The sequence below is a fragment of the Thermococcus sp. CX2 genome (genome assembly GCF_012027555.1).
Taxonomy (GTDB): domain Archaea; phylum Methanobacteriota_B; class Thermococci; order Thermococcales; family Thermococcaceae; genus Thermococcus.
Genome location: NZ_SNUQ01000001.1, coordinates 554,667 through 575,156, shown reverse-complemented (window position 1 = coordinate 575,156; position 20,490 = coordinate 554,667). Strand labels below are relative to the sequence as shown.

25 protein-coding genes and 2 tRNA genes are annotated in these 20,490 nt (G+C 52.7%); 11 read left to right on the top strand and 16 right to left on the bottom strand.

The genetic code is table 11. The features are described 5' to 3' along the window. Positions 1–6: 6 nt before the first annotated feature. The 9 genes from E3E23_RS03205 to glmM all read left to right on the top strand — a co-directional run bounded on the left by E3E23_RS03205 (position 7) and on the right by glmM (position 9,378). The gene (locus tag E3E23_RS03205; protein ID WP_167906254.1) at positions 7–186 is read left to right on the top strand and encodes a KH domain-containing protein; all 180 of its coding nucleotides are present in this window, start codon (positions 7–9) and stop codon (positions 184–186) included. Beyond that, entirely contained in the window at positions 183–797 is a 615-nt protein-coding gene (locus tag E3E23_RS03200; RefSeq protein ID WP_167906252.1) for a site-2 protease family protein, read from the top strand. The genes E3E23_RS03205 and E3E23_RS03200 overlap by 4 nt, the downstream gene beginning before the upstream one ends. Positions 798–863: 66 nt before the next feature. Further along, positions 864–1,433 carry a glucose-6-phosphate isomerase gene (locus tag E3E23_RS03195; protein WP_167906660.1) on the top strand — a complete coding sequence of 190 codons (570 nt, stop codon included), beginning with the start codon at positions 864–866 and terminating at the stop codon, positions 1,431–1,433. Positions 1,434–1,501: 68 nt separating this feature from the next. Next, positions 1,502–2,863, top strand: a complete 1,362-nt coding sequence (locus tag E3E23_RS03190; protein WP_167906250.1) for an ADP-specific glucokinase — start codon at positions 1,502–1,504, stop codon at positions 2,861–2,863. Between the two features lie 75 nt (positions 2,864–2,938). Beyond that, on the top strand, positions 2,939–4,321 hold the full coding sequence (locus tag E3E23_RS03185; protein WP_167906248.1) for a mannose-1-phosphate guanylyltransferase/mannose-6-phosphate isomerase: 1,383 nt from the start codon (positions 2,939–2,941) through the stop codon (positions 4,319–4,321). 2 nt (positions 4,322–4,323) lie between these two features. Continuing rightward, the gene (locus E3E23_RS03180; RefSeq protein ID WP_167906246.1) at positions 4,324–4,728 is read left to right on the top strand and encodes a hypothetical protein; all 405 of its coding nucleotides are present in this window, start codon (positions 4,324–4,326) and stop codon (positions 4,726–4,728) included. Between the two features lie 10 nt (positions 4,729–4,738). Next, positions 4,739–5,611 (top strand): EamA family transporter, encoded by an 873-nt coding sequence (locus E3E23_RS03175; RefSeq protein WP_167906244.1) that lies wholly within the window; start codon positions 4,739–4,741, stop codon positions 5,609–5,611. Between the two features lie 4 nt (positions 5,612–5,615). Then, positions 5,616–7,997 (top strand): hypothetical protein, encoded by a 2,382-nt coding sequence (locus E3E23_RS03170; protein WP_167906242.1) that lies wholly within the window; start codon positions 5,616–5,618, stop codon positions 7,995–7,997. A 13-nt stretch (positions 7,998–8,010) separates the two neighbouring features. Continuing rightward, positions 8,011–9,378, top strand: coding sequence for a phosphoglucosamine mutase (glmM, locus tag E3E23_RS03165; protein ID WP_167906240.1), 1,368 nt, complete (start codon positions 8,011–8,013; stop codon positions 9,376–9,378). Here the strand turns inward: glmM and E3E23_RS03160 are convergent. The 12 genes from E3E23_RS03160 to E3E23_RS03105 form a co-directional block, all read right to left on the bottom strand. After that, a complete protein-coding gene (locus E3E23_RS03160; RefSeq protein ID WP_167906238.1) occupies positions 9,368–10,168 on the bottom strand; it encodes an energy-coupling factor ABC transporter ATP-binding protein in 801 nt (266 codons plus the stop codon). The genes glmM and E3E23_RS03160 overlap by 11 nt on opposite strands. Beyond that, positions 10,165–10,824, bottom strand: a complete 660-nt coding sequence (locus E3E23_RS03155) for a CbiQ family ECF transporter T component (RefSeq protein WP_167906237.1) — start codon at positions 10,822–10,824, stop codon at positions 10,165–10,167. Before E3E23_RS03155 ends, E3E23_RS03160 begins: the two co-directional genes overlap by 4 nt. Before the next feature lies 1 nt (position 10,825). Further along, positions 10,826–11,074, bottom strand: a complete 249-nt coding sequence (locus tag E3E23_RS03150) for a PDGLE domain-containing protein (RefSeq protein WP_167900207.1) — start codon at positions 11,072–11,074, stop codon at positions 10,826–10,828. Beyond that, complete coding sequence (locus E3E23_RS03145) at positions 11,071–11,685, bottom strand: energy-coupling factor ABC transporter permease (RefSeq protein WP_167906235.1); 615 nt, start codon at positions 11,683–11,685, stop codon at positions 11,071–11,073. Before E3E23_RS03145 ends, E3E23_RS03150 begins: the two co-directional genes overlap by 4 nt. A 140-nt stretch (positions 11,686–11,825) precedes the next feature. Further along, positions 11,826–12,626: a proteasome assembly chaperone family protein gene (locus E3E23_RS03140; RefSeq protein WP_167906233.1), complete on the bottom strand. Its 801-nt coding sequence runs from the start codon at positions 12,624–12,626 to the stop codon at positions 11,826–11,828. Between the two features lie 4 nt (positions 12,627–12,630). Further along, positions 12,631–12,807 carry an RNA-protein complex protein Nop10 gene (locus tag E3E23_RS03135; RefSeq protein WP_068666187.1) on the bottom strand — a complete coding sequence of 59 codons (177 nt, stop codon included), beginning with the start codon at positions 12,805–12,807 and terminating at the stop codon, positions 12,631–12,633. An 11-nt stretch (positions 12,808–12,818) separates the two neighbouring features. Beyond that, the gene (locus E3E23_RS03130; RefSeq protein WP_167906231.1) at positions 12,819–13,646 is read right to left on the bottom strand and encodes a translation initiation factor IF-2 subunit alpha; all 828 of its coding nucleotides are present in this window, start codon (positions 13,644–13,646) and stop codon (positions 12,819–12,821) included. 95 nt (positions 13,647–13,741) lie between these two features. After that, positions 13,742–13,939, bottom strand: coding sequence for a 30S ribosomal protein S27e (locus tag E3E23_RS03125; RefSeq protein WP_012571194.1), 198 nt, complete (start codon positions 13,937–13,939; stop codon positions 13,742–13,744). Positions 13,940–13,942: 3 nt separating this feature from the next. Further along, a complete protein-coding gene (locus E3E23_RS03120; RefSeq protein WP_012571193.1) occupies positions 13,943–14,227 on the bottom strand; it encodes a 50S ribosomal protein L44e in 285 nt (94 codons plus the stop codon). 210 nt (positions 14,228–14,437) lie between these two features. After that, positions 14,438–14,623: an HTH domain-containing protein gene (locus E3E23_RS03115; RefSeq protein ID WP_234394333.1), complete on the bottom strand. Its 186-nt coding sequence runs from the start codon at positions 14,621–14,623 to the stop codon at positions 14,438–14,440. 55 nt (positions 14,624–14,678) lie between these two features. Continuing rightward, positions 14,679–15,260, bottom strand: coding sequence for a lysine exporter LysO family protein (locus tag E3E23_RS03110; protein WP_167906230.1), 582 nt, complete (start codon positions 15,258–15,260; stop codon positions 14,679–14,681). Beyond that, positions 15,257–15,502: a hypothetical protein gene (locus tag E3E23_RS03105; RefSeq protein ID WP_167906228.1), complete on the bottom strand. Its 246-nt coding sequence runs from the start codon at positions 15,500–15,502 to the stop codon at positions 15,257–15,259. Before E3E23_RS03105 ends, E3E23_RS03110 begins: the two co-directional genes overlap by 4 nt. Positions 15,503–15,685: 183 nt before the next feature. Between E3E23_RS03105 and E3E23_RS03100 the strand changes: the two genes are divergently transcribed. Further along, on the top strand, positions 15,686–16,882 hold the full coding sequence (locus tag E3E23_RS03100; RefSeq protein ID WP_167906659.1) for a pyridoxal phosphate-dependent aminotransferase: 1,197 nt from the start codon (positions 15,686–15,688) through the stop codon (positions 16,880–16,882). A gap of 47 nt (positions 16,883–16,929) precedes the next feature. Here the strand turns inward: E3E23_RS03100 and E3E23_RS03095 are convergent, their stop codons facing one another. The 4 genes from E3E23_RS03095 to E3E23_RS03080 all read right to left on the bottom strand — a co-directional run bounded on the left by E3E23_RS03095 (position 16,930) and on the right by E3E23_RS03080 (position 19,059). Continuing rightward, positions 16,930–17,829 carry a hypothetical protein gene (locus tag E3E23_RS03095; RefSeq protein ID WP_167906226.1) on the bottom strand — a complete coding sequence of 300 codons (900 nt, stop codon included), beginning with the start codon at positions 17,827–17,829 and terminating at the stop codon, positions 16,930–16,932. Between the two features lie 459 nt (positions 17,830–18,288). Then, positions 18,289–18,492: a MoaD/ThiS family protein gene (locus tag E3E23_RS03090; protein WP_167906658.1), complete on the bottom strand. Its 204-nt coding sequence runs from the start codon at positions 18,490–18,492 to the stop codon at positions 18,289–18,291. 386 nt (positions 18,493–18,878) lie between these two features. After that, positions 18,879–18,953 (bottom strand) — tRNA-Cys (locus E3E23_RS03085). 20 nt (positions 18,954–18,973) lie between these two features. Further along, positions 18,974–19,059, bottom strand: a tRNA-Ser gene (locus E3E23_RS03080). A 110-nt stretch (positions 19,060–19,169) separates the two neighbouring features. Here E3E23_RS03080 and E3E23_RS03075 point away from each other — a divergent pair. Continuing rightward, a complete protein-coding gene (locus E3E23_RS03075; protein WP_167906224.1) occupies positions 19,170–20,420 on the top strand; it encodes an Nre family DNA repair protein in 1,251 nt (416 codons plus the stop codon). The last annotated feature ends 70 nt before the right edge of the window (positions 20,421–20,490 follow it).

Here is a 20,490-nt window from a genome sequence, read left to right as displayed (position 1 = left end):
TTCACCATGAAGGACAGACTCGAGAAAATGCTCAACGTTAGGGTCTTGGAGATAGAGGAGCTCGACGACAAGATAATCGTCTACGTCCCGGAGGACCAGGTAAGGATAGCCGTTGGCAGCGGCGGGGCAGCTGTGAAGGCCGCCGAGCTCGTCATCGGCAAGAGGATTGAGGTGAAAGGTAGATGAATCTCCCCACAGGGGAGCATCTCCCCGGAAGGGCGTACCTCCACGGGAGGGAGCTGGAAGACTTAGCGGTGTCCTTCCTCGTCCTTGTCTTGTTATTTTCCAACTTCGACCCGTACGACATCCCCTACGTGCTCGTCGCGGTTCTCACTGCGTTCATCTTCCACGAGCTGGCCCACAGGGAAGTGGCGAGGCGCTATGGCTACATCGCCTTTTACAAGCGCTGGGATACTGGAATAGCCCTCGCTCTGCTAATCGGCATCTTCACCAAGCTGCTCACGGGCAATACGTGGATATTTGCAGCACTCGGGGCGGTCCACATCTACGCACCCTACCAGTACTGGTACGACAAGGAGGCCTACGGCAAAATAGGCCTCGCGGGACCCCTGACGAACATAGCCGTTGGAATCGTTGCTATAGTCCTGATGCGCCTCCTTACACCTTTCACGATACCCTGGTATGTCCTAAGGGTGACCGCCGGTGTGAACCTCTGGCTGGCCTTCTTCAACCTCCTGCCCGTTCCCCCGCTTGATGGCTGGAAAGTGCTCCGCTGGAACACCGGCTACTGGGCAATAGCCATAGGCGTTGCCTACCTCCTCAGGGCCTTCATATAACACTCGCAGTGATATAGAAGCGAAAGGTTAAATAAGCCAAATAGCGATTTTTGAGTGGTGATATGGATGGAGTACAAGGCCCCGATTGGTGTTAAGATCGACCTCGAAACTGGGGTCATCCCGGGTGCCAAAAAGCTCGTTAGGCGCCTGAGTGACCTCAAGGGCTATTTCCTCGATGAAAAAGCCTACGAAGAACTCCTCAAGGATGACCCCGTTGTCTACGAGGTCTACGCGATTGAGCAGGAAGAAAAGGACGGCGATTTGAACTTTGCCACGACGGTTCTCTATCCTGGCAAGGTCGGCAACGAGTTCTTCTTCACCAAGGGCCACTACCACTCGAAGGCTGACAGGGCGGAGATATACTACGCCATCAAGGGCAGAGGCGGCATGCTCCTCCAGACGCCAGAGGGAAAGGCCGAGTGGATTCCGATGGAGCCTGGAACCATCGTTTACGTCCCGCCCTACTGGGCCCACAGGACGGTGAACACTGGGGATGAGCCATTCATATTCCTGGCTATCTATCCAGCCGATGCCGGCCACGACTACGGCAGTATAAAGGAGAAGGGCTTCTCGAAGCTGGTGGTTGAGGAGGACGGGGAGGTCAAGGTCATCGACAACCCGAAGTGGAAGGTCTGAGCTCTTCTCCTTTTTTCTTACCGCAATCCTTATTAACTTGCTCGATTATACCACTCCCGGTGATATAAATGGCTTGGGATGACCTGTACTCTGCCGCGTTTCAGAGAGTCAGAGAAAGGCTCGGGAAAGTCGGTAACGTTCTGCTGGCTTACAACACCAACATCGACGCGATAAAGTATATTGATTCTTCTGACCTCGAGGCAAGAATAGAAAAAGTTGGAAAGGAGGAAGTTCTCCAATTTTCTGAGGAGCTTCCCGAGAGAATAACTCAGGTTCAGCACCTCCTCGGGGGAATACTTTGGAGTGTGAGGCGGGGAAAAGCGGCGGAGCTGTTCGTTGAAAGCTGCCCTGTCCGCTTCTACATGAAGCGCTGGGGCTGGGACGAGCTGAGGATGGGTGGCCAGGTCGGCATAATGGCTAACCTGCTCGGTGGGGTCTACGGTGTGCAGGTGATAGCTCACGTTCCCCAGATTTCAAGGCTCCAGGCGAGCCTCTTCAAGGAGGGGCCGATATACGTGCCCACGCTGGAGAACAGAAAATTAAAGTTCGTTCATCCGAAGGACTTTGCCGGCGACGAAGAGAATTTGATCCATTACATCTACGAATTCCCAAGGGGATTCCGGGTTTTTGACTTTGAGGCCCCCAGGGAGAACAGGTTCATAGCGAACGCCGATGATTACAACCCCAACCTCTACATAAGATCGGAGTTCAGTGAGAATTTCGAGGAGATTGCTGATAGGGTTGAACTGGCTATAATAAGCGGCCTGCAGGCGCTAACAAAGGAGAACTATTCCGAGCCGTTTGAAGAGATAAACCGCCACTTGGGTATTCTTAACGATAGGGAAATTCCCGTCCACCTTGAGTTCGCCTTCACGCCAGACGAGACGGTTAGGAAGAAGCTCGTGGGAATCCTCGGGAAGTTCACGAGCGTCGGCTTGAACGAGGTGGAGCTGGCTTCGATAATGGAGGTAATGGGTGAGAAGGCCATAGCGGAAAAGCTCCTTGCTCATGATCCGGTGGATCCAGTCGCCGTCGTTGAGGCAATGTTGAAGCTCGCGGATGGGACTGGAGTTCAGAGGATACACTTCCACACCTACGGCTATTATCTGGCCCTGACGAACTACGAAGGCGAGCAAGTCCGCGATGCACTCCTCTTCGCGGCTTTAGCAGCGGCCGCAAAGGCAAAGCTTGGCGACGTGAGGAACATAGACGACGTTGCTGGGGCCATGGATGTCCCCGTCAACGAGAAGGCTCAAGAGGTTGAAGATGTCCTAACCGGGGAGTTCGGCCTTAAGGATGGCATAGCTCAGCTCGATGGCTACCAGCTTGCCTTTGTCCCGACCAAGATAGTGGAGAAGCCGAAGAGTACCGTTGGGATAGGCGACACCATATCCAGCTCGGCATTCATTGGGGAGTTCGCCCTCCGTTGAGTTTCCTTCTTTCCCCCTAAAGTTAAAAACTTTGAAGAACAAAGATACTCAGAGTTAAACTGGTGGGGTGGTTCAATGAAGACGTTGATTCTCGCGGGGGGTAAGGGGACACGTCTCTGGCCTCTTAGCAGGGAGCTGATGCCCAAGCAGTTTATCAGAATACTGGATAACTATTCTCTCTTTCAGAAGACGGTTCAGAGGGCGCTGCTGTTCTCCAGACCTGAAGAGATCTTTATTGTAACCAACAATAAGTATAAGTTCCGGGTTCTCGACGACCTGCGCGAGCTCGGCCTTGAGCTTCCAGAAAGGAACATCCTCCTTGAGCCGGTCGGAAAGAACACTCTTCCAGCCATCTTCTGGGGAATAATGAAGATAGAGGAGGCATTTGGGGATTCCGTTGTGGCCGTTCTCCCGTCGGACCACATGATAGAGACCAACGAAAATTACCTGAAGGCCTTCCAGAGCGCCGAGAGACTCGCTCGTGATTACCTCGTAACCTTCGGGATAAAACCAACGAGACCCCACACGGGCTACGGCTACATAAAGCCTGGCGAGAGACTGGAGGGCGGATATAAGGTTGAGGAGTTCAAGGAGAAGCCTGATTTTGAAACGGCAAAGCGCTACGTCGAGGAAGGCTACTACTGGAACAGCGGCATGTTCATGTTCGACACGGAACTCTTCATCGAGGAAGTCAAGAGGTTGGCTCCGGAAGTTTACGATGCCTTTGAGAGTACCAATAGCGTCGAAGATGCATACGGGCTGGTTCCTGACCTTTCGATTGACTACGGAATAATGGAGAAGACTGATAAAGCTGCAGTCGTTCCGCTCAACGTTTACTGGAATGACTTGGGCAGTTTTGATGCACTCTACGAGGTGCTCGACAAAGATGAGAACAACAACGCGGTAAAGATTAGGGGAGCCAAGGGATACCATGTGGGAGTGAATTCAAAGAACAATCTAATCCTAACGGAGCGCTTAACGGCAACCGTTGGTGTCGAGGATTTGATAATCATAGACACCGACGATGCCCTGCTCGTTGCCCATCGCGGTGATAGTCAGAAGGTCAAGGAGGTTTACAGGAGGCTCAAGGAGAAAGGCGACGAGAGAGTTTTCGTCCACAGAACTGCCTACAGGCCCTGGGGAAGCTATACCGTCCTTGAGGAGGGCGAGCGCTACAAGATAAAACGCTTGACCGTTTTGCCCGGCAAAAAGCTCAGCCTCCAGATGCACTACCACAGGAGCGAGCACTGGGTCGTCGTGAGGGGAACGGCGAAGGTTCTCGTTGGCGATGAGGAGATTCTCCTGCGGCCGGGTGAGAGCACCTTCATTCCCGCTGGAGTTAAGCACAGGCTTGAGAACCCTGGAAAGGTCGTCCTTGAGGTCATAGAGACTCAGATCGGTGAATATCTAGGGGAAGACGACATAGTCCGCTTTGATGACGACTTCGGGAGGGAATAGTCATGGCCAAGGAAGAGAATGTCAAAAACTGCGGCGATGGCTGGGAACGGTTCAGCGGGGGAATATCTTCCCTCTCCATCAGCCTGCTCTCAACGCTGCTTTTTATTCTTGTGATTTCCTACTTCATGATGAAGGGCCTGCAGGGAGTTCAAATAAACATCCCCGTGGAGGGACAGACCGTTACCGTGAACTATCCTGAAGTCAAGGTTCCGATAGACTTTCTGGCGATTAGGAATTCGGTGATTTACCTCTTTGGGGCGATACTCCTGGGACTGCCAGTGCCTCTCTTCTCAGAGAAGCTCAGGCCGCTGAAGATAGCCATATCGCTGTTTCAGGTCGGGGTCTTCGTCTATGCGCTCTACATCTTCGTGAGGGTGATACTGGATTTCACCAGCGCCTTTCTGTGAGGTGTTGAACATGGAGCCCTGGTTCGCGCTTTCTTTTCTTTCGGCTCTTCTCCTTGCTGTGGGGAACATACTGATGAGAATTGAGTTTGCCAAGGGTAGGGATTTCTGGGATACTATAATCGAAGCCATGTTTTGGGGACTGATAGTTCTGGTGCCCTTTTCCGTCCAGGAGCTCTCCTCAAAGCACTACGCGATAACGCGTGACCAGGTGTTGCTTTACTTGATCGTCGGTCTGCTTCAGTTTTTCCTCTCCAGGATAGCGTACTTCAAGGCTGTCGAGCTTGGAGGGGCCTCGGTTGCTTCCACAGCCTCTTCAGCCTCCGAGCCGATACTAACGGCCCTCCTCGCGGCCCTGCTCATACGTGAGGCTATCGGCCTTAAGCTCGCTTTGGGGGCTGTCCTCGCCACCTTCTCGATGTTCCTTCTTCACGCGGGCTCAGCTGGGTCCTTCAGTGGTCCTACGAAAGCCATGCTTCTTGGGATGGGGGCGGGCTCGATAGCGGCCTTAACCGCGGTCATGCTCAGGTACCTCTCGCTCACGAGCGTGATGGCATTTCCCACCACGGGAGTCCTCATAGGACAGGGCGTCGCCCTCGTGGCCCTGCTCCTTTTCAGGGGGATTCGGGGAAGATTTCCCAGGTTTTCTCCCAGAAGGGCCATAATCTTCGCCGGAGTTTCCCTATCTTTGGCCCACGTCATGAGGTTCGCGGCCTTGGCTCTGGGGGGTGCGACGGAAGTCACAGTCGTGGTTCTTTCTTATCCCGCCCTCATAGTGATCCTCGGGGCCTTTGTTAAATCGGCCGGGGAGAACATCACACCTTATAAGGTGGCCGCCGTGATAGGTGTTGTTATAGCTAACGCCCTTGTGGTTTCGGCGGGGTGATAGAATGGAGGGAAATTTCGAAAAGAGCTTTGAGCTTTTTACCCTGATCGACGATACCTTCAGAAACGTGCTCATTGGAATACTCGGCATAATCCTTGCAATTCTTGCCGTGGAACCTTCCCCCCTTGAGGTGACTGGGAGCATACTCTCTATCCTTCCCACCCCCTACTGGGCATCCCTGATGTTGATTTCACTTACTCCCCTTATCCTCATGGCCTCAGGGGTTTACGGTTGGGTGTACGCCCGCCTCCTGGAGAGAAGTGGAAAATCTTTTCTGAAGCTCCTTAATGTGCTTGTTGATTTCAGGAACTTCATAAAGGCGCTCATTACTGGGGGTCTCCTTCTCGTCCTCTCCGCGATGGCAGTAAGGTTGCTCGACGACGGGACTCTGCTGCTCTTTTACTCCTACATCCTTGTGATTGTTGAAGTCAACCTCTTTGCGTTTTTCATCTACTTTATGTACAGGCTCTTCGTTGAAGTTTCGGAGACCCATCTCATTCTACCGAGAGAAAGGCCAGAGGAAATGGAGCACGTCGTAAACCTCTCCCAGAGCCTCAGAAAGGTGAGAAGGCTCAGCAACGAGACGTTTATCGTTTCGGGTCTTATAATAACCCTTCTCGTATCAATGGGAATTGCGTTCTCTTCTATAACCCAGCTTGGCGGCTCCGTGGGGAGTGTGGATTGGTGGTACGTGCCTTTGGCGCTGGTTCTCTGGCTACCTTTGGGCCTTTTCGCGGCGTTTTTCATGAAGTCATATGAGCTGGGGGTGGAATCTTTGGGTAATCACCTCCTTGATGACTACGACATCGTGATATTCCTGACGGGATTCGAGTATGGAGATATACCGAGGAGCTTTTCCCTAATATCGGCAATAGAAAAAGTTTTGAGGAAATTCAAGCCCAAGGAAATCCCAAAGAACACTTACTTCCGGAGCCTTTCAACCGACCGAGTGGCGGCTATGATAGCGGGCGTTGGTCTCGCAGGGAAGGTTCCATACCCCGACAGCGAGATATATGGCGTGGGGAAGAGTGACGATGGAAGGCTGGTTATAGTGGAGAGCTACGATTCACTCGGCGGGATAATGAACCTAATCCCTCCCCTTCTCCTGCCGGAAGAAGCCGCTAAGAAGGGCCTTACGAGTGTCTCCGGATCTCCGGTCCCAATTCTGGGAACGTTTCCCTACGCCCTAAAACTCGCCATCGAAGTTAAAGAAGGGAACGTTGACCTCGAGGGTATTTTTAAGGAGGTGTTCGGTTCCGGACAGGTTGGGTACTCCCCGACAATACTTGCACACGTTCTCGAAGAAGTCCGACAGTCACTCGGCGTGGAAAAGCTTAAGGTTGACGTCAGGTTTGAAGTGAGCACAGATGCTATACGGGAGGCCGTGAACCACAAGGAGGAGCTCGTCGGGATTATCGTTGACTTCATAAACGACCTAAGGGAGTCCGGCCTTTCCGAGGCGCTTTTCTATTCGGTTTGTCATCCTGACTTCTGCGAGAGAGATAACGAGGATCCCCACGTGGTCCTTCATATCCTTGGATACAACGAGGAGCTTCCCGAGGGGGCGGTCGAGTACCCCCTGCCACTGCTGGTTCCCATCATCTCGGTTCGTGCCCTGGAGAAAATCCTGGAGCTCTATGCCCAGAAAAATCCTCCCCATGGGAAAAAGCTCAAGATAGCGGTCGTTGCTTTGGGTTCAATCCAGTCAAACCCCGTTATTCACTACGTTATCGCCCACAACAGGTGGGTAGGGAGGGCGAGGGGAATCTATGACCTCTCGAATCCCTTCGACTGCGAGGAGTTCAGGATGAAGAGATATCGGCAGGGGCTGACGGTCAAGAGCGTTGGGCCGCTCCAGTTCTCTGTAAGCGGTTACGATCCCAAGGTCAGAAAGATAGTGACGGGCTTCGCGTGCGGCAGGGAAACGGAGAACAACTGCTTCCTGGTGGGTATGGTACCTTTCTCGTTCCTCTACTTCCCGTACAGTCCGCTCCACAAGGTAGTCCTCAGGGCAAGGGATGCGCTGAAGGCCCGCGGGCTTGAGCCTAGGGAAGTCTCAGTGGACTTCTGGACGCTTAGCGGTGCGGGACATCCAGGAGCCATATCGACTATCATAGGTGCCATGATCCTCCCCGGGCTGCTGAAGAGCCTTGAGGGGGCGGTCATGAGGACGGAACTGCTAGATGACGATGACCCCACTTTCTACATAGTCTCCTTCCCCATCGATAAGACTCTGAGACTCCTCTCAAAGGATGGAAAAGGAACCGCGCCCTGCCCCAACTTGGGCTCCATAAACTCCTGCTACACAGTCTTCGAGGAGATGGTTAAGGCTTTGGAGTCTGAGGAGGTTAAGTCGCTTAAGGTCGTTGGAATGAGGGTTGATTGAGGAGGTGAAAGACATGGGAAAGCTGTTTGGAACCTTCGGCGTCAGGGGGATAGCCAACGAGAAGATAACCCCCGAGTTCGCGCTTAGGATGGGTATGGCCTTCGGAACGATGCTGAAGAGGGAAGGAAGGGAGAAGCCGCTGGTAGTTGTTGGCAGAGACACCCGCGTTAGCGGTGAGATGCTCAAGGAGGCTTTAATAAGCGGTCTCCTCAGCGTTGGATGTGACGTTATCGATGTCGGAGTCGCTCCAACTCCAGCCATACAGTTTGCCTGCAGGTACTTCAAGGCCGACGGCGGAGCGGCAATAACTGCAAGCCACAACCCGCCTGAATACAACGGCATAAAGCTCCTCGAGCCCAACGGCATGGGCTTGAAGAAGGAGAGAGAGGTGGTAGTTGAGGAGCTGTTCTTCAACGAGGACTTCGACAGGGCTAAGTGGGACGAAATCGGAGAGGTCAGGAAGGAGGACATAATAAGGCCATATCTCGACGCCATAAAATCGAGGGTGGACGTTGAGGCAATAAGGAAGAGGAGGCCATTCGTAGTCGTCGATACGTCCAACGGTGCCGGCTCGCTCACCTTACCCTACCTGCTCAGGGAGCTGGGCTGTAAGGTTGTCAGTGTAAACGCCCATCCAGACGGCCACTTCCCGGCGAGAAATCCTGAGCCCAACGAGGAAAATCTTAAGGACTTCATGAAGGTTGTCAAGGCTCTCGGGGCGGACTTTGGAGTGGCTCAGGACGGGGATGCCGACAGAGCCGTTTTCATCGACGAGAACGGCAACTTTGTTCAGGGTGATAAGACCTTTGCGCTGGTTGCCGACGCTGTTCTCAGAGAAAACGGCGGCGGGCTGCTTGTCACAACCGTCGCCACCTCCTACCTGCTTGATGACATAGCCAAGAGGAACAATGCCAAGGTAATGCGCACGAAGGTTGGTGACCTTATAGTGGCGAGGGCTTTGTTGGAGCACGACGGAACCATAGGTGGCGAGGAGAACGGCGGCGTAATCTTTCCAGACTTTGTCCTCGGCAGGGACGGGGCCATGACAGCGGCAAAAATCGTGGAGATATTCGCGAAAAGCGGTAAGAAGTTCAGCGAGCTTATAGATGAACTCCCCAGGTACTACCAGTTCAAGACGAAAAGGCACATCGAAGGCGACAGGAAGGCGATAGTCGCTAAAGTAGCTGAGTTGGCCAGGGAGGGAGGTTACACCATCGATACAACTGACGGAACCAAGATACTCTTCGACGACGGCTGGGTATTGGTCAGGGCCAGCGGAACGGAGCCGATAATAAGGGTTTTCAGCGAGGCGAAGAGCGAAGAAAAGGCAAGGGAATACCTCGACCTTGGCCTGGAGCTTTTGGAGAAGGCTATAGCTTAGCCCTTCTCCATTCTTCGAGTATTTTTCTTGCCTCTTCAACGTTCCTTGGAACCTTCAGCCCTAAGCTTAGGAACAGCTCCACGATGGATGGGACCTCAAGGTTGTGCTCTCTAAGGAGCCTGGGATTACCGAGTATCTCCTCAGGCGTTCCAACGGTTATTATCTTCCCACTGTCCATTAGGGCTATCCTGTCGCAGAGGGTCAGATATTCTGCCTCGTGGGAGGCCAGGATTACCGTCTTCCCTTCCTCCTTCATCCCTCTTATCAGCTCCCCGAGGAGCCGTTTTCCCTTGAAATCAAGGTTGGCGAAGGGCTCGTCAAAGACGATGATTTCGGGTTCCATCGCAAGGATCGTGGCTATTGCTATCCTCTTCTTTTCGCCGAAGCTGAGCTCCTTTGTTTCCCTCTCTGCGTAGCCCTCCATACCCACCTGTCTCAGTGCCCACAGGACTCTCTCCCTCAGCTTCTCCCCACGGAGACCGAGGTTGTAGGGGCCGAAGGCAACGTCCTCGAAGACAGTCGGCGAGAACAGCTGGTCGTTTGGGTCCTGAAAGACGATGCCAACCTTCCTTCGAACCTCCTTGGGGTTCTTAGCGGGATCGAGGCCGTCTATAATCACCTTTCCCTTCTTCGGCTTCAGTATGCCGTTGAGATGAAGAACAAGCGTGCTCTTTCCAGCCCCATTGGGTCCGAGAATTCCGAAAATTTCTCCCCCTTCGATAGTGAGGTTCACATCCCTCAGGACCTCTCTTCCTGCGTACGAGAAGTGAACATCCCTCAGCCCTATCATATCAGCAGACCCCCGATGGCGAGGAGCATCAGCAGTCCGATTGAGGGGTTTGGACGTGGTTCTTCAAGCCTTGGGAACTCGCCAAAGCCCCTTGAGAGCATTGCCTTATAAATTCTCCCGTTTCTAAGGTATGCCCTCACAAAAATCTCGCCTATGAGTGCTCCAAGTTTCCGGTAGTATTCCTTTCTCCCGATTCCAAAAGCCCTGGAATCGAGGGCCCGCTTCATCCTCTCGGCCTCCTCTGCAAAGAGGTCGAGGTAGCGGTACGTGAACGCGAGCGTCAGGATGAGTATCCTCGGAAACTTCAGAACCTCCATCTCTGCGAGTATCCTTGAAAAGCCGACCGAGCTGGTTATCACTACGGCGGTTCCCGCGGATAGAAAGGCCTTCCCGAGGAGCAGGAAGAAGGAATAAAGTCCTTCGTGGGTTATCGACCCTAGGGGGGTATCGAGAATTGGTCTTCCAGGATTGAAGAGGGCAAGGATGAAGAGCAGCCCCTCGAACCCGAGGAGGAATCCGAGGTTGAGGAGAACTCTCTTCTTAGGCCTCATCATAATGGCTACCGCAAGGAACAGGAGGGCAAAATAAGCTAACTCACTCAGGCTTTTTCGGGTAACGACGCCAATCGCGTAAATAAAAATGAACGGCAGGTACACTTCAGGCACCCTTGGCGAGCTTTGCTAAGCCGTAGCCAACCACGAAGGTCAAGGTTATTCCGAGGAGCCCCATGGCGAAGCTCTGGGCCCAGCTTTCGCCATAATCGAGGGGGGCGTGGTAGATGGGATTCTCTTCGAGGCCGACCTTTTCCATGGTGGCCTCTAAACCATCGGGATTGCTCGAGGCCAGCGGAAGGACTATGGCCAATATAACGGCTATGACGATGAGTCCCTTCACTATCGCCCTCATGCGGTCACCCCCTCTATCTCGGGAAGCTTCATCCTAACGGCCTGGACAATGAGTATAGTGAGTATGGCCTCACCGATGCCGATTATAGCATGATAGCTTATCATCAGGGTGAGAACCTTGGCGAAGGGCAGGCTCTGGCTGAGGCCTATCTCGATAGCAGTCATCGTTGCCCCCAGGACAACCGAAAGCCACGCGGCAAAGCCCATGGCGAAAGCCTCATTGATGTTCTTCAGCCTGGTGTAGATGGCGTAGCCAACGAACGCCCCGATAAGCCCCATGTTGAGGATGTTGGCCCCGATGGCCGTTATTCCACCGTCGCCGAAGAGCAATGTCTGGATGAGCAGCACCGCAGTCATGACTACTACCGCCGCGTACGGGCCGAGCAGTATGGCCACGAGCGTCGCTCCGAGCAGATGCCCACTGACTCCCCCGATTATCGGGAAGTTGACCATCTGGGCCGCGAAGATCCCAGCCGCAAAGAGGCCGAGGAGAGGTATCTTCTCTTCCGGGAAGTCCCTGAGCTTTTTAATTGAGTACAGAACGCCCGCTATGGTTATTGCGTAAGTCACTATTATAACCGGCGTGCTCAACAGCCCGTCTGGTATGTGCAATTTATCTCCCTCCTTAACCCGAGGGTGTTATCAAAGTCAAAAAAGATAGCACTATATAAAAGTGTTTCTCCAACCCGGTATTATTAACCATAGGTTGGATGTGCCAGAAGCCAGTAAGAGACCTGAAAAAGGGAAGAAAATCAGAGGTAGCCCCTGTCCTCTTCCTCTGGTGTGGGGGGCATCGCCTGCTCAAGCATGGCTCTCTGCATTTCCTGAACCTTCTTGAGTATCTCCTCGGTTTCTTTTGCACGCTCATCGAGGGCGCTCATGTCCAGTTCAATGCCGAGTATCTTGGTTGCGGCACTGAGGACGGATTTAGCCGCTTTGGCATCGACGATGTAGCCGAGGCTCTCCCCGAGGAGCGATATCCCAAACATGCTCCTGAGCTTGCCCATGCCGAGGAGCAGTCCGGCGGCACCAACTATAGCGCCTCCCTCGTCTTCCCTCCATACGACCTCTACCTGGCAGCCTTCCAGCTTGGCTTTGTAGTATTCAACCAGCTCCTCGTGGGTTACCGCCGCTAAAACCCTCGGCTCGCCTTGAAGCTCTGGCACCTGGTAGCCGCCCATCGTGATGATTTCCCTTACCCCGAACTCGCTCACGAAGTCAAGCATTTTGCCAACGACCTCGAAGTGGCCGGGACTGTCTGTTGGAGGAACCTGCTGGTCACCTGTGATAATTATGAGGTCTCTCCCGTTCTCGTCGGGATTCTTCCAGTAGTAGAACTCGTTCTTCATCAGCTCAACGACGGAGTTCTTCTTGATGAGCACCTGGTGCATGAAGTGCGGTGAGTAAAGTTCGGCGAACTTGACTGCCTCAAGCTCCTGAATCAGGTGTTCTGCGGCAAGCTTTCCAACGAGGCCTATACCTGGGAGCCCCTCGATGAACACGGGGTCTCTCAGCTGAGGCCTCTCGTAGACGTAAATCATGGTTTCCTTCATGCTCTCACCCCTTGGTTAGCCCCAACTGCTCGCGCTTAAGCCTCCGCCTGTACTCGCCGTAGGGGTCTTCTGGCGAGAACCTCGGCGGATGGGCCACTCTTGTCTTGGCCCCGCAGACGGGGCAGGTCTCCTTTAAAGTATAGCGCCCGCACTCGGGGCACTTCCTTATGCGGAACCTCATGCAAATCCCCTTCAGGCGCCTCTCCTCTTTATCTTCTTGATTCTCTTCTCCTTCCTCAGGAGAGTTGCCTCTCCGCCCGCCTGCTTTATGACCCTGAGAATCTCCTCGGCGATGTCCTCAAGAACCTCTTCGGCCTTGTAGTAGTCGGGTGCAGTTATGTCTATCCTGTATCTCGGCGCTCCCTGGTAGGTGAACTTGACCTCGATGTCCTTCTCCTCGTTCACCCTGTCCCTGGCCCTTATGAGGGCCTCCTTGATGATCTCAATGCCGTTTGGCTTTGGCACGGTTATCTCGAACTCCGCATCGATGGTAACGGTTGGAACCTCGACGTAGTTGGTAACTACCTCGTTGAGGGGCTCGAGCCACTCGTCTGGGATTATGCCCTTCAGAACCTCTATGCCATTCTGGGCCGCGTCCTCAAAGGCGGCGTAAACTTCCCCATACTCCTCCTCGAGCGGAACCCAGACCTCGCGCCAGGCCGTATCGAAGTCCTTTCCGAGCTTTTCTGCCGCCATCTTGAGAAGGTTCTCTGCCTTCTGGGCGCGCTTGTACTCCTGGAGCTTGGCCTTTCTCTGCTGCTGGTTCACCCTTTTGAGGCTCAAATCTATGTGTCCCTTGCTCGGGTCTACCCTGATAACCTTGGCCACTATCTTCTGGCCCTCCTTGACGAAGTCCCTGATGTTCTTAACCCATGTGGAGGCGACCTCGCTTATGTGCATGAATCCCTCCTTACCGGGGTACTCGTCGAGCTTGAGAAACGCACCGTAAGGATGGATGCTCTTGACGGTCGCGATGACAAACTCTCCCTCCTCGGGATACTCCTTGGCTTTCCTCGGCATTTTAACCACCTCAAAATTTTCTCTACCTGAGTAATTTACGGAAAGAGGTTTTTAAAGTTTAGCAGAAGGCCGAAAGGGAAGAGAAGGAAAGGCGTTCACTCGAGAACCTCGAGTATCTTGGCCTTGATAACGCCCTTACCGCCAGTGGGCTCGACGAGAGTGGCACCGCAGACGAGGCACCTAACGGTGGTAGCCGGGTTGCTGAAGACTATCTGCTCGTTGCCGCAGTCGATGCACTTGACGCGGAGGAACCTGCTCCTCGGCATCGGGATGAGGTTCTTCGGGAGCGCCATGCATCACACCTCCACGAGCTCGAACTTCTTAACGCGGAAGCCCTGTCCCCTCGTGTGGGCCTTACCGCAGACGGTGCACCTGAACCTGAGGTCGAGCTTCTTGACTGGCTTTTCCCTTCCAGCTGGGTTCGGCCTCGGGAAACCGCGGTAACCCTTCATGATTCTCCTGAAACGCCTCTGACCCTGGCTGAGCTCGCTCCTTGGCCTCTTCTTGACCTTCTCGACTTTGTGGATGGTGTGCTTCTTACAAAACGGACAGTAAGTCCTTATCTGCTTTGGATACTTCATTCTCTCACCTCCACAGAGGGCCCGGTGGGTTCCTTCTCCTCGGACACCCCCGAGCCGTGAGGGATTATCCTGCAACCCTCGCTAATCGTGAGGCTTTAAAAATGTTTTTGCTATCGACTGGGGCGAATTCCGGTGGGCTCTCAGAGCGGAGTGAAGGAAATCGAAAGAAAGACCCCGCTGGAGAAATTGGAAGAAAAATACCTGGCTGACTCACTCGGCCGGCGCGTAGTAGCAGCGCTTCGGCGAGATTATCTTGCCCTCTTTTTTCAGAATCTTTATCGCCTTATCGACTTCTTTCTTGTCGATGCCGGCAAGCTCGGCTATCTCCTTGCTCTTAAGTGGCTTTCCAGCCTCTTTTAAAACCTTGAACACGAGCTCAACCTCGCTCATTCTCATCACCTTTGGGGTTTGTCAAAAGAACCTAAGACGTTTGAACTTAAAAGCTTATTGGTTAAAGCTGAAGGATGAACGGAACCACAAATGGAACGAGAGCAGTGAGGATGAACCCGTGGACAAAGGCTATTAGAGCGACTTCACTCCCGCCGAACTTGGTCATTATTGGCAGGGTTGTGTCCATGGTCGTTGCCCCGCCCATTGAGACCGCTAACTCCTTGGGAATTCTTTTGATTGCAACGGGATAGAGGAGAACCGTGAATATCTCCCTCGTCAGGTTGACGAGGAAGCCCAGGGTTCCGTAGACTGCCGAGTATTGGGCTATCAGCGGTCCGGTTAGGCTGTACCAACCGCAGCCAGCTGAAACGGCAAGCCCCCACTTCAGGTCTATCCCGAGGATCAGCGAAGCTGCCAGTCCTCCAAGGAGAGAACCTGCGAGGGTTCCAAGGGGCAGCTTGAGGGCGAGCTTTCCGAGCTTTCTTATCTCTTTGAGCCTGAAGCTCTGGGCGAGGTCTATGCCAATCAGGAATATCAGGATGTAGAGCATTATCTCGTACAGGTTACCGAAGTCCGGGGCGTAGAAGTGACCGACCAGGATTCCCACAAAGAGGGAAGTCAAAACGTAAGCCAAGAACCTCATCTTCTTCCCCCCAGAAGCAGTGCCACGCCGACGCTACCGACTATTGTTAAGGCCGCGAAGATTATCGAAGAAGTCAAGAGCCATAGGGCGTTGATTTTGACCTTTCCAGCTTCAACCCCCATGAAGAATATCAGCAACAAGAGTGCAGCGCTCATTGGGAGGTCCACGTTGACTTTTTTGTTCTTCCGCCTTAGAAGGTACCCTATGAGGACTCCCAAAAGCAGGGGAATGAATATGTTCATGCAGCGAAGTTCCTCTGAAGGTTAATAAACGTATCGAGGGGCTCGGTGGGTGTTCACGTCATCATTCCGCATCGTCTCAGCATGCTTGCTAATCGTCATCGCCCGTTTTAGTTATCCACCCCCGCTTTTAAAGCTATGCTAAGGTTTTTATGAGGAAGCATTCAACCGTCTCCGGTGATGGTTATGATTCGCGCATCTAAGAGGGCCATGGGCATTGAATACGCCATAAGGGATGTTGTCCTTCCTGCCAGAGAGCTCGAAAAGAAGGGAATAAAGGTAATACGACTCAACATCGGCGATCCCGTCAAATACGACTTCCAGCCGCCCGAGCACATGAGAAAGGCCTACTGCGAGGCCATCATGGAAGGCCACAACTACTACGGAGAGAGTGAGGGAGACTTTGAGCTTAGAAAGGCCATCGTTGAACGCGAGAAGAAAAAGAACGGTGTTGATATAACGCCCGACGATGTGCGCGTTACGGCGGCGGTTACGGAAGCCCTGCAGTTCATATTCGGTGCCGCCCTCGACCCGGGGGATGAGATTCTCATACCTGGTCCGAGCTATCCGCCCTACGTTGGCCTTGTAAAGTTCTACGATGGCATCCCCGTCGAGTACAGAACCATCGAAGAAGAAGGCTGGCAGCCCGACGTCGATGACATAAGGAAGAAGATAACCGAGAGAACGAAGGCAATAGCCGTCATCAACCCCAACAACCCGACTGGTGCCCTCTACGATAGGAAGGTTCTGAAGGAGATACTCGATATAGCCGGCGAACACGGCCTTTTCGTCATAAGCGACGAGATATACGACCTCATGACCTACGATGGAGAGCACGTTTCTCCGGCTTCCATCACTAAGGACGTGCCCGTTATAGTTATGAACGGCCTCTCGAAGGTCTACTTCGCCACCGGCTGGCGGCTGGGCTACATGTACTACGTCGATCCCGAGGGCAAGCTCGACGAGCTGAGGGAAGCGATAGACAAGATGGCAAGGATAAGACTATGTCCAAACACCCCTGCTCAGAGGGCAGCCATAGCCGGCCTCACGGGTCCGATGGACTACCTCAGGGAATACATGGCGAAGCTCAGGGAGAGGAGGGACTACATCTACAAGCGCCTCAACGAGATGCCGGGAATAAGCACCCAGAAGCCGCAGGGAGCCTTCTACATCTTCCCGAAAATTGAAGAGGGCCCGTGGAAGAGCGACAAGGAGTTCGTCCTCGACGTCCTGCACGAGGCTCACGTACTCTTCGTCCACGGCTCCGGCTTCGGAAGGAACGGTACCGGGCACTTCAGGGCGGTCTTCCTGCCGCCGGTTGAGATACTGGAGCAGGCCATGGACAGCCTTGAGGCCTTCATGAGGAAGAGGCTGAGTTCCTGATTCCCTCTCCATTTTCTCTGTTAGAGAAAGAAAAATAATGGGAGTTCTCATGGACCGATTATTTTGTAGGCTTTTACGCTGTTCCATGTTTTGATGTAAACTATGTTTCCATCAAGTTTCACGTCATATGGCCGCTCATTAAAGCTCTTGCAGGCAATTTTGATTAAATGGCCTGCCGTGTAAATGCAAACTCCGTTCTTTTCTTCGCCTTTCTCATTTTTAAGATAATATGCCACCGCAACATGGCTGTCATCAGCGTCTACACGCACTCTAATCCCAAGGCCCTCGCCGTTGATGCTTGTAATTGTTTTCCTCTTAACTTTCTTCCCTTCCACGATGTAAAGGATTACTTTAGTCTTAAGGGAAGACCACCCTCTGTCTGGCCACCCAACTGTCACGTAAGCTTTGTCACCAATAATTCTGACATCAGAGATATGGGCTCCCAAAACATCGGGGCAAAATCTGAATGTTGTTTCTCCCGTGGAGATATTCATGAGATATGTACAGGACTCACCTCCAGAGCCAAATGGGGCAGAACTAACGAGAATAAGGCCGTCTCGGGTGTACCTGAGTGGATAAGCACTAAATGGACGCCACCATTTTATGCTCAGATTGTGGTCGAGAAAAATCATAGACGTTTTCCCCCTTCCTCCCTCAAGGAAATACGCATATAGGAGAACTCCCTCTGGGGTGCAGATATACCCCTTGTTCATCCCAGGTAGCGTGTAATTGGCAACAAGCGTGTCGTTCACAAAAATCCTGAAAACATGGGAAAAATTAGAGGGTATGTAAGTTGCATGAATCCTGAATGGGCAACTTGTTGATATGGTACTATCCTCAAAAGATACTCCTTCTGCGTTTGTTGGGATAAGTAGTCCTTTGGGTAAGAAGAAAATAAATAAAATGGCAACAATCGATAATATGAAAAATACCTTTCTGGCTTTCATTCACTACCCTCCAAGGCTACCCATTATCAAACAGCACCACCGTTGCTCTTCCACATTGGTCTCCATATTCTTCTTTGGTGCACACAACGAAGTTTTGAGATCTTGCTTGATCTGGCGCAAAACATCCACCACAGTGCGTATTTGCCCACTTGCAGGAACTTCCGACATCTCCATACTTGTGTTCTGGCAGGTCTTTGAGTTGGTGTAGAATTCCGGGTTGTTCCTTTCTGCACGTACTCGAGACCACTCAAAACGAACAGTCCAATAACGAACATTACTACCCATTTCCGCATTCACCCCTCCCCCAAGAGAATTATCAATTATAATTCCCGTAAGTGGTATATAACACTTTCGTAGTTTAAATATAGCAATTAAAAACTTACATTACTAAATTGTTGTCCGAGGAATTAAAAATTTAGTTTTAACATAAAATATTGGATAAATCTCTGTAACTCTGCTTCATCCACCCGAAACCACAGGGATAACCTCCACGTAGTCACCATCTTTCACGTTCTCGTCCTCCAGAGCAACGCGGCCGTTGAGCTTTGCTATCGCGCTCTCTGTGTTGAAGCCCATCTCGCGGAGAACATCTGCAATCTTCATTCCCTTCCTCCACTCAATTTCCTTCTCTATTCCTCTTCCAATGACCTTGACCTTGATCATCGTCACCACCGAAAGGCATATCTTTCAAGCGTTTATAAAACCTCCCGGCCGATGAGGAACGTTTGGCCCGGCACCGAGGGGTGAGGAGGGCCACCACTTCCGAGGCCATCAACCTTTGCGCAAGCAAAGGTTGATCAAAGAGTAAATCTCATCTGGCTGAATGAGTTTGCATGTCCTCTCAAGAATCCAAATCAAAGGAAGATTTAACTCAAAAGCAAGTCTATGAAACGGGTTTCATTCACCCTTTAATGCCCAAAGGGCATTAAATTCACAGTGAAACACTGTAAAACTGCCATTAGGGAGTAAATCTACCCAGAAACCAGCCAGTTTTAGAGATGACATGCAAACCTTGATCAAACTTCGCGAAGGCGAAGTTTGTTAAAATGTGGAGCCGGGAGGGGGATTCGAACCCCCGTAAAGTGGATCTGCAGTCCACCGCCTCACCTCTAGGCTATCCCGGCATTCGACCCAGAGAAAGATTTGGCGCCGCGGAGGGGATTTGAACCCCTGTGGGCCACGCCCACCGGCTTAGCAGGCCGGCGCCCTACCAGGCTAGGCTACCGCGGCACTCCAATGCCCGAGTTATATGAGCTGGAGAGGGTTTTTAAGTTTTTTGGAAGATACTCGAGATGCCAGCATTGGCAAACCATAAATACCTTCTGGAGTAAGTATCCCCGATGACCCAGCTCTTCAACTCCAGGCTCTGTGCCGTCTGCAAGGGCAGAAAGCTCCTCTGCGGCAGGCCAACCTGCCCGATTCTTGAAAGGTTCAGGGTAGCTAAGAGAGTCGAGGAAAGGCTCAACAAGCGCCACCTCTTCGGCTCCTCCCCGCCAAGCATCTTCGTCGGTGAGTACGGCTATCCCAAGGTTAGAATCGGTCCCCTCGTGCCGCCGATTGAGGGAAACACGAGCCATCTAGATAACCCCCTCAAGTGGGAGAACAAGACGATAAAGGACATCCTCTACTACCGCTCGCTATTGGTTATGGGCGAGACAAAGGCAGACGTCCACGTAAGGAGGAGCGGAAGAATACTCGGCGAGGTTCAGGAGCTGGCCATGTCGATAAAGCCAGTTGACAGCGAGATACTCCTGAAGAGAAAGCCCGTTCTCAAAGTCCTTCCAAGCGAGTTCGCCCCACCGATAGGTCCAAAGGCCGAGCTTCTCGACTTCGAGCTCACGGAGAATCCTAAAATACCGCGAAGAACAGACTACGTGGTGAGCGACGAGCTCAAGGCCGAGCAGGCAATAATGCGCCTCTACAACTGGGGCTTCGACGAGTACTATATTATAAGGCTCCTCTCTGCTGGATTGCTCGGGCTTGATAAGAAGCTCGTGCCAACGAGGTGGAGCATAACGGCTGTCCAGGACACCATAGGGAACAACCTCCGGAGAGAAATCCTCAGTTATCCAGAGATAAACGATTACGAGGTTTACTTCTACGAATTCCTCGGCAACCGCTATGCGGTTCTCCTTATGCCAGAGAGCTACGCCTTCGAGCTGCTTGAGGTCTGGCTCAAGGGCTCGCTCTTCGGAAGTGAGGAGCCGAGTGTTATCCATGACTACGAGGACTTCCGCGGAAGAAAAGGGTACGTCAAGGAAACGGCCGGAGCCTACCACGCAGCCCGTCTGAGCGTTCTTGAAGCTCTGAGAGCGAGGAGGAGGCAGGCAAGGATTGTTGTTTTCCGCGAAGTCACTCCCAAGTACTATGCCCCCGTGGGAGTGTGGCAGATAAGGCTGGGCGTTAAGAAGGCTATGGAGAACCCGGTTGGGCGCTTCTCGACGCTCAATGAAGCCCTGGAGGCAATAAAGCGTCGCCTCGAGCATCCCTTCGACCGCTACGTGGCCAGAAGTTACGTCCTCGGGAACCTCGCGAAGCAGAAAACCCTTGACGAATGGCTCGGAAAGAATTTATACCGCCTCACCGAATAGCGGGTGGATGATGACCACTCCATCCCACTGAGAGGTGATGAGTGCACGTCAGGCTGACACTTGGAGGTAG